The following is a 13,671-nucleotide window of genomic DNA, read 5'->3' on the forward strand; positions in this document are numbered from 1 at the left end:
AACGAGCGGTTTACGAGCACCAGTCGCCTTCGTGGTAGTTCCTGCAGAAGTCGAGGCAGATGGACGGAGAGCCGGGGGTGCTGCATTCGTAGCCGTCGCAACAAGTCATGCTGAACATTTGAGCGTGCTTCGTGCCATCGGACTGGCCGCACTTCGTCGCACACTCGTCAGCGGAACCGGTGCACGCGGTGCCGTCGGCGCACAGGATCTGCGCCCCTCCGGTTCCATCGGCCGTGGTGCCTCCACAACCCGCCAGCATCCCCGCTGCCATCAACCCCGCGATGATTGCCTTGCGCATAACGTGATGTGTCTCCTTGGGTGGGCACTGCGCGGGCCACGTTAAACGAGAGGGTCTGCCCCAGGTGGAAGGAAATGGACCGGCCCCGCGCGAATGGGTGCGCGAGGCCGAAGGTACGAGGGTTCACTGTCGCGGATTCCCCATACGCGTCATCCCCTGAGCCAGGACGCGGGCGGACGGAATAACCTGCCGGTGGAGGTTCGTCCCACATGGCGAAACAGTTTCCCCAGCTCGAGCCCGCCCACCGTGAGTTCATCCAGCGCCAGCGGGTGTTCTTCACCGCGTCCGCCGCGCCCACCGGACACGTGAATCTCTCACCCAAGGGGCTCGACGCACTCCGGGTGCTCGGAGACAGGGCAGCCGCGTACCTCGACCTCACCGGCAGCGGCAACGAGACGGCCGCGCACCTGYTCGCGGACGGGCGGCTGACCCTCATGTTCTGCGCCTTCGAGGGGCCGCCCATGATTCTGCGCCTCTACGGCCGTGGCCGGGCCCTGCGCCGCGGCGGTGAGGAATACACGCGGCTGCTCGCCTCCGACTTCGGCGGCGTGGAGCCACTCGGTGCGCGGCAGCTCATCCTGCTCGACATCGAGCTCGTGCAGACCTCGTGCGGCTATGGCGTGCCGCTGTACGAATACGAAGGCGAGCGCCCCACGCTCACGAAGTGGGCCGAGGCCAAGGGCCCGGAGGGGCTCGACGCCTACCGGCGCCAGAAGAACACGCGCAGCCTCGACGGGCTGCCGACCGGCCTCTTCGACGAAGGGACCTGACTTCGGGGAATGGGCACGCGGCCCTGGCCCGCGGCGGGCACGCTGCTCCCGCTTCCGCTTCTCCGCAGCGGCGGCCCCGGGCGAGGAGGAGGCACCAGCTCCTCCGGGTCGCCGAGGATGCGGAACCAGTTGCTCCGCTCGACGAGCAGGAGCCTGAAAACACCAAGGCCGGAAACCGCGCGTGAGGAGCCGAGGTTCCGTTCTCTTGACGGCACCGACCGAAGATGTTGGGCTGCTGGAAGGGGCCAGGGACTCGGGGCACAGGGGGACTGCAGCATCCAGCAGGCACTTGAGGGGATGACATGAATACATTCGCCCAGCTTGAGCGCAGCGCGGCACAGGTGAACTGAGGCATGCGCCTGCCGATGATGGATGTCATTGAGGAGCACCTGTCTGAAGCGTCCTTCCTACTGCTCCAGTGGGAGCGGGCGCTGCGCGGACCCAGCTTCGACCTGGAAGAGCTCGCGGAGTTGGAGGAGCGTCTGCTGGCGCACCTGGACGGGCTGATACTCGGAGGTGAGCCGGTAGCTGAGTCGCTGCTGAAGTCGGCTCTGGAGAGGGAGGACTCCGGGGAAGTGTTTGCTGCTGCGTTTGCGTCCATTGCTGAATCCTCGCCAGCCACACTGGAGATGGTACTGGCGACGGGAGCGGCGGCATCCCCATCGATACAGGCCGCCGTTCGGCGCGCACTGGAACTCAGCGAGCGACCCGGGCTGGATGACGCGTTGGTGGCGCTGTTGAAGAGGCATGAGGCAAAAGGGCAGGCGTTGGTTTTGGAGGTGCTTGCCTTCCGCAATGCCGTACCGCGTGGCGCCGCGCTGGAACTGCTGGGCCACGAGGATGGGCGAGTGGTGGCGGCGGCACTGAGGAGCCTGGAGTCGCCTGGGCGGGACGTGATGCTGCCTCGGTTGCTCGCTGACAATCGTCCGGAGGTACGCTTCGCGGCCATTGAGACTGGCCTGCTGTTCGGGAGGCGCATGGCCTGGGACGCATGCAGGAAGGAGGCCGAGGGCCGGGGGGGGGGGGATGCACGCGCGGCGCGAGTCCTCCTTGCGGTGTGCGGGGAGGACAAGGACATTGAGCGGTTGGTGGCCCTTGTGGGGGATGAGACGGTACGTGAGGACGTGCTCTGGGCTCTGGGATTTACCGGAAGAGCATCCGCTGTGGATGTTTGCCTGGAACTGATGGAGCAGCAACCGTCCGAGGCCCGGCTGGCAGGTGAGGCCTTCAGCGCCATCACCGGGCTGGTACTCGAGGGCGCATATGTCCTGGATGTCGAAGGGGAAGAGGACTCGCTCCCGCCACTGGAGGAGGACCTGGACGCGGACCTGTCGCTCAGGCCGGAGGACGAGCTACCGGTTCCTGCATGTGCGGCAGTGGCCGACTGGTGGAAGCGTGTGCGCAAGGACTTCTCGTGGAGCACGCGCTACCTGGGCGGCAGACCCTTCAGTGGTGCCGTCCTACTGGAGGCGCTGACGCTGGGGCCAATGCGCCGACGATGCGTGCACGCGCTGGAGCTGGCTCTGCGTACGCAGGGCTCGCACCAGGTGCAGACCTTTGCATTCACCGCGCGGCAGCGTGCGGAACTGGCTCGGGCTGGGGCCGTGTGCGAGCGCATGTCGATACGACTCCTAGCGCAGACCTTCAGCAGCTGACACCGGGGGCACCATGCTGCAAGTGCACAACGAGACCCCCTTCAACCCGGGCATGTTCCTGTTCCCGGATGAGCGGGGTGTGGACACCCTCTATGTGGTTGTGAAAGCCACGTTCGCTCTACGCGGCAACACTCTGACCGTGGCCCCGCAGCAGCGCACCCTCGTTATGGCGGACGAATACTGGGGTGAGCCAGGGCAGTCGAGCTTGAAGTACGCCAGCGAGGCACACCTGCTGAAACCAGGCACGGATGTGCTTCTGTTGGGAGCAGCGCATGCACCACGTGGCAGACCGACGGAGGCCTGCTTGGTGTCCGTGAGGGTGGGCTCGGCGCGGCAGGTGCTGCAGATCTTCGGCGATCGCGAGTGGACGGGCGGAGTGTTCTCGCCACAAATCTCATCTCCCGAGCCGTTTACGCGCATGCCGCTCGTCTGGGAGCGGGCCTTCGGCGGGACGCAGGTACTTGAGGATCGGAGGGTGCTGGGCGAGGAGCGCAATCCCGTGGGACAAGGCTTTCGCGGCAAGCGGAGTGCCTCTGAGATGGTGGGTCGTTCGCTCCCAAACCTGGAGGATCCCCACAAGCTCATCAGCTCTACCTCGGACACGCCCGAGCCAGTGGGAGTGGGACCCGTAGCCCCCGCCTGGCAGCCGCGCAAGAGGTTTGCGGGCACATATGACGAGCAATGGCAGGCCACGCGCGCGCCCTACCTGCCACGAGACTTCCGGCCGGAGTTCTTCCACCTCGCACCCGCGGCGCTGTGCGTGCCAGAAAGGCTTAAAGGAGGAGAGCCGGTAGAACTCTCCAACGTGTCACCGCAGGGGTCGCACCGCTTCGCACTACCGAAATGCGAGCTGGGTGTCACGGTGCGCATCGCAGGTCGGTCCGAGCACCCACCACTGAGGCTGGAGACTGTGTTGTTGGAGCCCGAGGAGGGGCAGGTGTGCCTTACGTGGAGGGGCTCGGTAGGGTGCGACAAGCAGGCGCTGAAGGTGCAGAGTGCTCACTTCCAGGTGAAGTCACTGCAAGGAGTGGAGGAATGACGATGCTCCCTGCTGCGGACATCATGGGAGCGGGCATGGTGACGCCGGTGGGGCTGACCGCGCGCACTGCGGCCGCTGCCATCCGGGCCGGCATCTCACGGGTGCGCGAGACGCGGTTGCGCGACAGCCAGCTCAGGCCGCTGATCGCCGGACTGGTGGAGGACGAGTATCTCCCCCCGTTGGATGGGGAACTGCTCGACTCCATGAGGGGGATGACTTCGCGTCACCGCCGCATGGTGCTGCTGGCCGCCGGAGCGCTCCAGGAGGCGGCTGCGGGGAGCGAGAGGCCACTCCCCCTGATTCTGGCCCTTTCTGAGTCCTACCCGTGGGGAGAGCCCGTGGGCGCGGCTTTTCTGGAGCATCTGGCGGTGCAGTCGCGTGTGGGACTGGCTTTGTCCGCCAGCCAGGTGGTGCGGCAGGGGCGGGCTGGGGGCCTGGTGGCGGTGCAACTCGCATTGGAGTTGCTCGCCACGCGCCGGGCCGAGCAGGTGCTGGTAGGCGGTGTGGACACCTACTGGGACGCCTTCCTCCTGGCGAAGCTGGATTCGGAGGAGCGGCTCAAGGCGCAGGATCGTCTCACGGATGGCTTCATTCCCGGGGAGGGCGCGGCCTTTCTGCTCCTGAAGAGGGCGCGTGAGGCCGGGCGGCAGGATCGCGCCCCCATGGCTCGCATCACCAGCGTAGGTACGGGACAGGAGCCGGGGCATCGCTACAGTTCGGAGCCCTACCTGGGAGAGGGGCTGGCGCAGTCCTTCCGCCAGCTCTTCGAGCGCCTGCCCGTTCCACGCACCAAGGTCCGTTGCGTGTATGCGGGGCTCAATGGTGAGAGCTTCTGGGCGAAGGAATGGGGGGTCGCCTACCTCCGGAACTCGCAGCACTTCGAGCTTGGCTTCCGGTTGGAGCACCCGGCCGAGTACACTGGGGACATGGGAGCGGCATTGGGCCCCGCTATGTTGGCACTGGGTGCGGTAGGGCTTCAGAGGGGGTATCGGCAAGGGCCCTGCCTGGTCTGGTCCTCTTCGGATCGCGAGCAGCGGGCGGCGGTGATGATTCAGGCGGTGACACAGTAGGAGGTGCACGATGGGCAGCAAGGTATTCGCCAACGGACGAGGCGTCGCGACCGAGGATGGTGGCGGGCAGAGCATCGTCTTCCCGGACGTGTGCAAGACGCCTAGCCCCGGTGGGCCCGTCCCCATTCCCTATCCCAACATCGGCAAGTCCTCGGATGCGTCCAAGGGGCCGAAGAAGGTGACCGTGAACGGAAAGATGCCCATGGTGAAGGGCGCCCAGTACAAGGTGACCGCAGGCGACGAGGCTGGCACCGCGGGTGGCGGCGTCATGAGCAGTTCCACCAAGGGCCCGGCGGAGTTCATGATGTACTCCTTTGACGTGAAGTTCGAGGGGAAGAACGTGTGCCGGCTGGGGGACCCGCTCTTCCACAACAAGAAGAACATCATGGGCTGAGGTGTGCCACGTCCGAGCGGGAGGTGACCTCATGGAGATGGGCGAGTCCGTTACCGTAGCCAACGCCACACAGGCTGAGGGCAAGTGCGTCATCTGCAACAATAAGCACAAGGACCCCAAGAAGGAGCAAATCGAGAAGACCGTTTCCAAGAACGGGTGGGAGCGCGATAAGAGCATGGTTGGCGTCTTTGCGTGGGGGGACGCGAAGCGCATGGCCATCTACCCCAACGCGAGTCCTCCACCGTACCCCACCGAGGGCCACCACTGCCTTGCCTTCACCAGCTTCATCAAAGAAAACAAGGATAGGTGCGTGCGGCTCAACCACTTCCTCAATAAGGTGGGGTTCAAGGCCAACCAGCCTTCCAACATCATCCAGCTCCCTGACCGCCATGGTAATGTCGCGCCCAATGCAGACCCAACGGCCTCCTGGCCCAGCGGGGTGAAGAAGGAGTACAAGAGCTACTGGGTCTCCATTGACCTGGGCCATCCTCTGCAGCTCCACCTCGGGCGCCACCGCGGGGAGTATTTCAAGTTGAGTGATGCCCTCTATGCCAGGATGCTGGGCCTTGCCTACGACCCGGACACCTGTGAACAGGAGAGCATGCAGGATTTCGAGGACGGCCTGAAGGAACTGAGCGAAGGGGTCGTGAACCACGCCTTCAACCAGGTGGTCCAGGGCGTCTGGAAGTGCCACCCCGAGCACCTGCGGATCGCCCAGAGTTTGTACGGCAAGACGGGCAGTCATACGGACTTCTACGTGAATAATGCCGAGAAGAATAAGAGGCAAAGGGTCGAGAACAAGGGGTACCCCGGAGCTGGAGGCCAGCCGACGAATGGGCAGAACCTGTCGTTGGACATCGGCCCCCTCTAGAAAGGACTAGCCGTGTACTTCGTGTTGGAAGAGAACCGCGAGTACGCATTCATGGCGTCCTTCTCGGACGAGAATCCCGGCCATGATGCCAAGTGGATGATGGGAAAGCTCCTGGAGCCGGACGACAATCCTTCCGGGCTCAAGCTCAAGATTGAAGAGCCGCGCGATGTCTACCCGGATTTCTTCACGGAGGTCCCTGCCTTCTTTTGCTCGCAGCGCATGCGGGACCGGCTGAAGGCCGCCGGGGTGGACAACGTGGAGTTCTACCCGCTGGAGATGGTGGAGCCGTCTGGCAAACGAATCGAGGAGTACTTCGTCATCAACGTCATCGGCCGGCTCGCGTGCATGGACCGAGAGCGCTCCCAGTTCAAGGAGTGGCGCAAGCGCATCACACGCATCCAGTCACTCGCTCTGGACATGTCCGCGATCAAGGGGCTCAAGGTCCTGCGCCTTCACGAATACCCTGAGCTAATCCTCGTTTCCGAGGACGTGGCCGAGGCCCTCCGGGATCTGCCCGGGGTCTCGCTTAAGCCCGCCGAGGGCTGGAGCGACGCGCACCGCTTCTAGCTGGTGGACGTGAAGGACGGGCGGCGCTGAAGGTGTAGCTGGGGGCTGAGACTCGCGCTCTTCGACGCGGGCCTTGAGCCGCAGATCTAATCGCGCGAGGTGAAGGGGACGGGACCCGGTGGGGCAGGTGTTCCGCACCGGTACGCCCGATGGGAAGGTGCTGGAGCCCCCACGCGAGGCCCCGTTCAGCTAGGATTCCAGCGGCTTCCGGCCCCGATTTGTGTGTCCCCGACGGGATTCGAACCCGTCGGAGAAGGGAAGAGCAGGGGGGCCCGGCGTCAGGCCTTGAGCGCCTTGGCGATCGGCAGCTCGCGCACGCGTGTTCCCGTGAGCGCGAAGACGGCGTTCGCGATGGCCGGTGCCACCGGCGGCACACCCGGCTCGCCAATGCCTCCCGGTGCCTCCTCGCTGGGAACGATCTCCACGTGGATCTTCCGCGGCGCCTCGCCGATGCGCGCGAGCCGGTAGTCGCGGAAGTTCGACTGCTCGACCGCGCCTCCCTTCATCGTGATGCCGCTGTACAGCGCGATGCTCGTGCCGAAGATGATAGAGCCCTCCATCTGGGCCTTCACACGATCCGGATTGATCACCGTGCCGGCATCCACCACGATCCACGCCTCGTCCACCGCGATCTTGCCGTCCGGGTTGCGCACCACCGACGCGACCACCGCCACGTAGGACAGGAAGCTCCGGTGCGCCGCCAGGCCCAGCGCCCGGCCTTCCTTCTTCCGGTCGCTCCACCTCGACAGCTCCGTCACCCGCTCGATGACGCCCCGCAGGCGGGCCACGTTCACGGGATGCTTCTCCAGAGGCTGGCCGTAGTTGGAGAGCTTCTCGATGCCCAGCTCCTGCACCGTCTTCATCACCCGCGGCGGCCCGAGCACCTCCAGCAGCACGTCCCGCGCATCCTCGCCCCGGGCGTGGGCGATCTCGTCGATGAACGAGTTGACCGAGAACGCGTGGAAGATGTTGTACACGGACCGCAACCAGCCGATGCGCACGTGGGCATTGGCCTCGCACGCCTCCGCGCGGATGTTGGGCACCCCGATTCCCAGGTCCAACACGCCCTGCTGCAAGTCCCCCAGGGACGGCCGGTTCACGGGCGCGAAGGTCGAGGCGATCGGCGGGAACGCGGTGCGGTGCCTCCAGGCCACCACCTTGCCCTTGTCGTCCAGGCCCGCTGTCAGGCGCTGCGCGCTCACGGAGTGGTAGTAGTCGTTGCGGATGTCGTCCTCGCGCGTCCACTGCACGCGCACCGGCACGCCCGCCTCCTTCGCGAGCAGCACCACCTCGGAGATGAAGTCCGCCTTGGACTTGCGCCCGAAGCCACCGCCCAGGAACGTCACGTGCACCGTGACCTTCTCAGGGGGCAGTCCCAGCGCCTGGGCCGCCGTCCCGCGCGCCGCCTGCGGGTGCTGCGTGGGCGCCCAGATTTCACACGTGCCTCCCTCCACCCGTGCCAGCGCCACCGGCGGCTCCATCGGCGCGTGCGACAGGTGCGGCACGTGGTACTCGGCCTCGATCACCCGCGCCGCCTTGCTCAGTGCCGCCTCGGCGTCTCCCACGCTGCGCAGCACCGTGCCCGGCGACGCCACGGACGCGCTCAGCGTCTTGCGGTACTGCTCCGAGTCGTACGTCGCGTTCTCGCCCTCGTCCCAGATGATCTCCAGCGCGGCGCGGCCCTTCATCGCCGCCCAGGTGTTCTCCGCGAGGACGGCGATGCCTCCCCAGGTCTGGAACGCGTACGGGGCCTTCGGCGCCGGCAGCTCGATGACGCGCTTCACCCCGGGGACCGCGAGCGCGCGGCTGGCGTCGTACTTCACCACCCTGGCTCCCACGATCGGCGGCCGGGCGATCACCGCCGTCAGCATGCCCGGCAGCCGGATGTCGGCGCCGAACACCGCGCTCCCGTTCACGTAGGCCGGCCCGTCGATCAGCGGCAGCGGCTTGCCCACGTTGCGCAGCTCGTTCTTCGGCCGGAGCTTGACGTCCGCCGGCTTGGGCACCGCCAGCTTGCCCGCCTCGAGCGCCAGCTCTCCGAAGCCCAGCTTGCGCTGGCTCGGGCGGTGGAGCACGACGTGGCCGCTGGCCTCGCAGGTGTCCGGGGACACCTTCCAGCGCTTCGCCGCGGCCGCCACCAGCATGGTGCGCGCGGTGGCTCCCACCCGGCGCATGTCCTCGTAGATGCCGCGGACGCTGTTGGAGCCGTCCGTGTTCTGATCTCCGTAGACCGGATCTCCGTCCGCCTGGACGATCTTCACCCGCGCCATCTCCGCGCCGAGCTCGTCGGCGATCAGCACGGGCAGCGAGCTGCGGATGCCCTGGCCCATCTCCGAGCGGTGACAGACGATCGTCACCAGTCCGTCGGGCGCCACGTGCACGAAGACGTTCGGGTTCAGCCCCCGGGCGGAGTTCTCCTCGGCCTGGGAGCTTGTCTTCGGCTTGGGGCCCGAGAGCTTCCCGGTGGGCTCGTCCGCGAGGCTGTCGCTGGAGAAGAAGCCGATGGCGAGTCCGCCCACGGCGAGGTTCATCCCGGCCAGGAAGGTCCGCCGGGCCATCAACGTGTGCTTGCTCATCGCGTCCTCCCTATTCCTCGGACATTCCCGCGGCCTTCTTCACGGCCGCGCGGATGCGCGTGTACGTGCCACACCGGCACAGGTTGCCCGCCAGCGAATGATCGATCTCGGCGTCGGTGGGCTTCGGCTTCTTCTCGAGCAGGGCCGCCGCGCACATGATCTGTCCCGCCTGGCAGAACCCGCACTGCGGAACGCCCAGGTCCACCCAGGCGCGCTGCAGCGGGTGGTTGCCGTCCGGCGACAGTCCCTCGATGGTGGTCACCGAGTGCCCGTCCGCGCGGCGGATGGGCGTCACGCAGGCTCGCACCGTCTGGCCGTCGAGGTGCACGGTGCACGCGCCGCACAGCGCCTCGCCGCAGCCATACTTCGTGCCCGTGAGGCCGAGCACGTCACGCAGCGCCCAGAGCAGCGGCATCTCGGGATCGACGTCGAGCTCCTTCTCGACGCCATTGATACGGACTCGAATGCTCATGGCCGTGCCTCCTCGCTCGGGCACTCCGCGCCCGTTTCCACCCATGCCGCCACGATGGCGCCGAAACGCTCCTGCGTTCCCGGTGCCGGTTCGCGATCCGCGCCGGGCTTCCAGCCCCAGCCCACCAGCTCATCGTGCGCGTTGTGCTCGACGATCTGCGCCAGCGTCTTGCCGCCATTGCGGGCCGGATCCTTCAGCTGCTCGCACACCTGGCGGGGCGTCCGGCCCACCCAGGCCATCGACAGGGGAGCGACGTGCCAGTTCGGCGCCCCGGGCACCCGGGAGAGCTCCGCGTTGCGGTCCTGGTGGCAGCTCGTGCACTCCATGCCGGCGATGCCGCGATCCTCGGGTCCTCGCTGCACGGGCGGATCGTGCAGCTGCCACCCGGTCCGCTGGTACGGCGAGTTTCCATCGGGATGGCAGTTCGCGCACCGCGGATGGAGGAACACCCGGCTGGCCTCCAGGAACAGCGCGCGGGAGCGGTCGGTCTTGTCCGTGATGACGCCGAACGCCTCGGGGGCGCGCAGCTCGGAGGGGCCAACCTGGGGAAGCATCTCGGACGGCGACGGTGAGGGCTGACGCCGGCCACAACCCATCGCCACGAGGACGAGGGCGGACGCACAGAGACGGACGTACGGCTTCGTGGTCGTTCTCAAAGCCACTGCAAGGTACTCCAAATGTCAGTCCTCCAGGGAAGAGTTGTGAGAAAGGTCACGCGCTCTATTCACCCGCTGTCGCGGAAGGACGGTCACACGAGAACCATGAGTATCTCCGCAGCGTTCCGCTCTCTCTTCTTCGTCTTGATGATGGCACTCGCGGTGCCCGGCCTCACCGCCTGCGATCCTCCCTCGGGGCCGCCCGGCACTCCGGACTCAGGGATTTCCACGACCCCGGATGATGCGGGCCAACCCGATGGAGGTGATGGGGGGTCTGGCGATTCTCCGGACGCGGGAGATGCCGGCACGGGCGGCTCGGATGCTGGGGGCTGCGAGCCCACCGCCGAGCTGTGCAATGGCGTGGATGACGACTGCGATGGCGAAGTGGACGAGGACTTCGCGCTCGGTGCGGCCTGCGACGGGCCGGACAGCGACCAGTGCCAGGAAGGGCAGGTGGTCTGCGGCGCCGATGGAGGCACTGCTTGCAGCGATACCACCGCGGACTCGGTGGAGATCTGCAACCTGAGTGATGACGACTGTGACGGTGAGGTGGACGAGGACTTCCACACGGGCGAGTCCTGCGATGGCAAGGACCTGGACCTGTGCGCCGAGGGAGAGTTCGTCTGCAACGCTTCGGGCGCGGCGGTGTGCAGCGACGTCACCAGCAACACCCTGGAGCGCTGCAATGGCTCGGATGACGACTGCGATGGCCAGGTGGACGAGGACTTCGATCTGATGAAGGACCCGGCCCACTGTGGCAGGTGTAACAATGCCTGCGGCGCGTCCGAGTGGTGCGTCAGCGGTGCCTGTCTGCCGTCCTCGGAGCTGCGCTGCGGTGATGGCCTCGATGACGATGGCGACCTGGCGTTCGACTGCGCGGATCCGGATTGCGACGGCCAGGCGTGCGGCACGGGCTGCCTCTGCCAGGAGGGCGTCAGGACCGAGTCCCTGTGCGGTGATGGCGTGGACAACGATGGCGACACGAAGAAGGACTGCGATGACCCGGACTGCGATGGTCCAGCGTGCGTGGTCCTGCGATCGATCACGATCACTCCCGGCAACGTCCTGCTCGTCGTCCAGGGGAGCTCGGGTGCCACCCAGGCGTTCACCGTCACCGGTACCTTCTCGGATGGGCACACCGAGGACGTGACGGCCCAGGCGGACCTGCGCATCGACAACACGCGGCTGGGCTCCTTCCTCGGAGTCACCTTCACCTCGGGCACCTCGGTGGGTGGCATCGGCACCGTGCGCGCCCAGGTGGGCTCCCTGTTCGCCTCCACCTCGCTCACCGTGAAGCTCGCGCACCGGATCGCGGACACCAGCTCCGGCCCCTTGCCGGCGGCGCCGGAGACGCGGTTCGACGGAGCCGTGGACGCCACGCGCACGCCGCGGATCCTCTATCCCACCAGCGGCACGTTGCTGCCCCCCAACCTGGAGAAGGGGGAGATCCACTTCCTCCCCGGGCCCGCCGCCAACGATCTGTTCGAGCTGGCCTTCAGCAACGGCATCACCGACGTGCGCGTCTACCTGCGCTGCTCCCTGCCGAGCGGCTTCGTGCTGCCCTCGGGCGTGAGCCGCGGCTGCATCTATACGCCCTCGCAGGAGATCTGGGGCTTCGTGGCCGAGAGCAACCGGGGAGGCCAGCCCGTGCAGGTCGTCCTGCGGGCCACGGAGCAGTCGGGCACCAGCTCGGTGGGCGTTTCCGAGCCCATCTCCCTCCTCATCTCCCAGTCCTCGTTGGAGGGCACGCTGTCCTACTTCTCCACGGTGGGCGGCACCGGCCTCATGCGCTATGACTTCTCCAGTCCACCTCCGCGCAGCCTCGTCCCCCTGTTCAGGGCCAGCAACGTCAATGCCACCAGTGTGGCTTGCGTGGGCTGCCATGCGGTGAGCCGCGACGGAAGGAAGATGGTGGTCGAGGTCAACGGGCAGAACGATGGCCGGCTCGCCCTGGTGGATCTGACGACCTTCACGTCCACCTCCAAGGTTCCGTTCGCGCAGGGTGGCACGAAGTTGAGCATGTTCCAGTCGTGGAACCCGGACAGCACGACGTTCGTTGGCGTCTACGCCGATAGCGGTGCCACCAGCTACAACCTGCGGCTCTTCGATGGCACCACCGCCGCCATCCTGGGCGACATCCCCAACACCGGCACCAAGAGCAACCCCGCCAACCACCCCGACTGGAGCCCGGATGGCCAGACGATCGCCTACATGTCCATGGGGATTGCCGGGACCAACCAGCGCGGCTTCAAGGGCGCCATCAAGGCGGTGATGGCGCAGCCGGGCGGCTCCTGGAGCGAGCCGGTGACGGTGGTGCCGTCGCAGAGTGGGAAGAACCGCTATGGCCCGGCCATCGCGCCCGACTCGTCCTTCCTCGTCTACAACGAGTCCACCTGCCCCGGCACGGCCGAGGCGCATATGGACTGCAACTCGGACAGCGATCCTTCCGCCCGGTTGTGGGCCGCGCTGTTGCACGCCAGCTCGGCCCCGGTGGAGCTGGCGCGCGCCAATGCTCCTGGCTTCCTGGATGGCACTTCGGTGAACCTGACCAACAGCCGCCCGAATTGGAACCCCAGCGTGGGGCAAGGCCCGGTGGGTAGTACCCGGGTGATGTGGGTGGTGTTCGCGTCGACCCGCATGTACGGCCTGCGCTCGCCGGTGGCCGCCGGTTCGGAGAACCCCCGGCTCGCCCTCCTGTGGATGGCGGCGGTGGATCCGGACAAGCTGGCCCAGGGATTGGACCCCTCCTTCCCGGCCTTCGCGCTGCCCTTCCAGGATCTCACTGCCTCCAACCACCTGCCGCACTGGATGGTCAACCCCAGCGGCCCCTGAGGCTGCCCCGCAATGAAACGGGGGCCGAGTCCCCAAGGACCCGGCCCCCGTCGAGCTCTTCAGCGATTCAGCGGCTTAGAGCATGTCCTTCAGGGCCTTGAGGGCCTGGATCTTCACGACCTTGCGAGCCGGCTTGGCCTTGAACGTCGTCTCCTGGCCGGTGAACGGGTTGATGCCCTTGCGCGCCTTGGTGGCCGGCTTCTTCACGACCTTCATCTTCATCAGGCCCGGCACCACGAACTTGCCGGGACCGCGGCTGCCCATGCTCTTCTGGATCGCGCCGCTGAGCGCGTCGAACACGGAGGACACCTGCTTCTTGCTCAGCCCGGTCTCCTCGGCGATGGACACCAGCAGCTCGGACTTCGTCGGGCCCCTGTCGGAGGAGCCAGCCTTCTTCGCGGTAGCGGTCTTCGTCTTCGCGGCCATCGTGTTTCTCCTTGTGGAAAGGAAGGAAGCTGCAACTGCCCTTAT

At 66.7% G+C, this 13,671-nt stretch carries 13 protein-coding genes; 8 read left to right on the plus strand and 5 right to left on the minus strand.

Annotated features, from left to right (window positions below):
- Positions 1-10 precede the first annotated feature (10 nt).
- Complete coding sequence (locus BO221_RS13975; protein WP_073560957.1) at positions 11-298, minus strand: hypothetical protein; 288 nt, start codon at positions 296-298, stop codon at positions 11-13.
- 209 nt (positions 299-507) lie between these two features.
- Here BO221_RS13975 and BO221_RS13980 point away from each other — a divergent pair, with 209 nt between their 5' ends.
- The 7 genes from BO221_RS13980 (at position 508) to BO221_RS14010 (ending at position 6,664) form a co-directional block, all read left to right on the plus strand.
- On the plus strand, positions 508-1,068 hold the full coding sequence (locus BO221_RS13980) for a pyridoxamine 5'-phosphate oxidase family protein (RefSeq protein ID WP_073560958.1): 561 nt from the start codon (positions 508-510) through the stop codon (positions 1,066-1,068).
- A 353-nt stretch (positions 1,069-1,421) separates the two neighbouring features.
- Positions 1,422-2,723, plus strand: coding sequence for a TIGR02270 family protein (locus BO221_RS13985; protein WP_073560959.1), 1,302 nt, complete (start codon positions 1,422-1,424; stop codon positions 2,721-2,723).
- 79 nt (positions 2,724-2,802) lie between these two features.
- On the plus strand, positions 2,803-3,762 hold the full coding sequence (locus BO221_RS13990; protein WP_233165992.1) for a DUF2169 domain-containing protein: 960 nt from the start codon (positions 2,803-2,805) through the stop codon (positions 3,760-3,762).
- A complete protein-coding gene (locus tag BO221_RS13995) occupies positions 3,759-4,832 on the plus strand; it encodes a beta-ketoacyl synthase N-terminal-like domain-containing protein (protein WP_233165994.1) in 1,074 nt (357 codons plus the stop codon). Before BO221_RS13990 ends, BO221_RS13995 begins: the two co-directional genes overlap by 4 nt.
- A gap of 10 nt (positions 4,833-4,842) precedes the next feature.
- Positions 4,843-5,226, plus strand: a complete 384-nt coding sequence (locus BO221_RS14000; RefSeq protein ID WP_073560961.1) for a DUF4150 domain-containing protein — start codon at positions 4,843-4,845, stop codon at positions 5,224-5,226.
- 31 nt (positions 5,227-5,257) lie between these two features.
- Positions 5,258-6,097: a hypothetical protein gene (locus BO221_RS14005; RefSeq protein WP_073560962.1), complete on the plus strand. Its 840-nt coding sequence runs from the start codon at positions 5,258-5,260 to the stop codon at positions 6,095-6,097.
- Between the two features lie 12 nt (positions 6,098-6,109).
- Positions 6,110-6,664, plus strand: a complete 555-nt coding sequence (locus BO221_RS14010; protein WP_073560963.1) for an imm11 family protein — start codon at positions 6,110-6,112, stop codon at positions 6,662-6,664.
- 278 nt (positions 6,665-6,942) lie between these two features.
- Here BO221_RS14010 and BO221_RS14015 read toward each other — a convergent pair whose 3' ends face one another.
- From BO221_RS14015 to BO221_RS14025, 3 genes are read right to left on the minus strand one after another with little or no spacing between them, the layout of a single operon-like run.
- A complete protein-coding gene (locus tag BO221_RS14015; protein WP_073560964.1) occupies positions 6,943-9,240 on the minus strand; it encodes a molybdopterin cofactor-binding domain-containing protein in 2,298 nt (765 codons plus the stop codon).
- A 10-nt stretch (positions 9,241-9,250) separates the two neighbouring features.
- On the minus strand, positions 9,251-9,712 hold the full coding sequence (locus BO221_RS14020; RefSeq protein ID WP_073561353.1) for a (2Fe-2S)-binding protein: 462 nt from the start codon (positions 9,710-9,712) through the stop codon (positions 9,251-9,253).
- Positions 9,709-10,308 (minus strand): Isoquinoline 1-oxidoreductase subunit, encoded by a 600-nt coding sequence (locus BO221_RS14025; RefSeq protein WP_198956127.1) that lies wholly within the window; start codon positions 10,306-10,308, stop codon positions 9,709-9,711. Before BO221_RS14025 ends, BO221_RS14020 begins: the two co-directional genes overlap by 4 nt.
- 165 nt (positions 10,309-10,473) lie before the next feature.
- Here BO221_RS14025 and BO221_RS14030 point away from each other — a divergent pair, with 165 nt between their 5' ends.
- A complete protein-coding gene (locus BO221_RS14030; RefSeq protein WP_073560966.1) occupies positions 10,474-13,200 on the plus strand; it encodes a PD40 domain-containing protein in 2,727 nt (908 codons plus the stop codon).
- Between the two features lie 75 nt (positions 13,201-13,275).
- Here the strand turns inward: BO221_RS14030 and BO221_RS14035 are convergent, their stop codons facing one another.
- Positions 13,276-13,626 carry an HU family DNA-binding protein gene (locus BO221_RS14035; RefSeq protein ID WP_073560967.1) on the minus strand — a complete coding sequence of 117 codons (351 nt, stop codon included), beginning with the start codon at positions 13,624-13,626 and terminating at the stop codon, positions 13,276-13,278.
- Between the last annotated feature and the right edge of the window lie 45 nt (positions 13,627-13,671).

Source organism: Archangium sp. Cb G35, assembly GCF_001896145.1.
Taxonomy (GTDB): domain Bacteria; phylum Myxococcota; class Myxococcia; order Myxococcales; family Myxococcaceae; genus Archangium; species Archangium violaceum.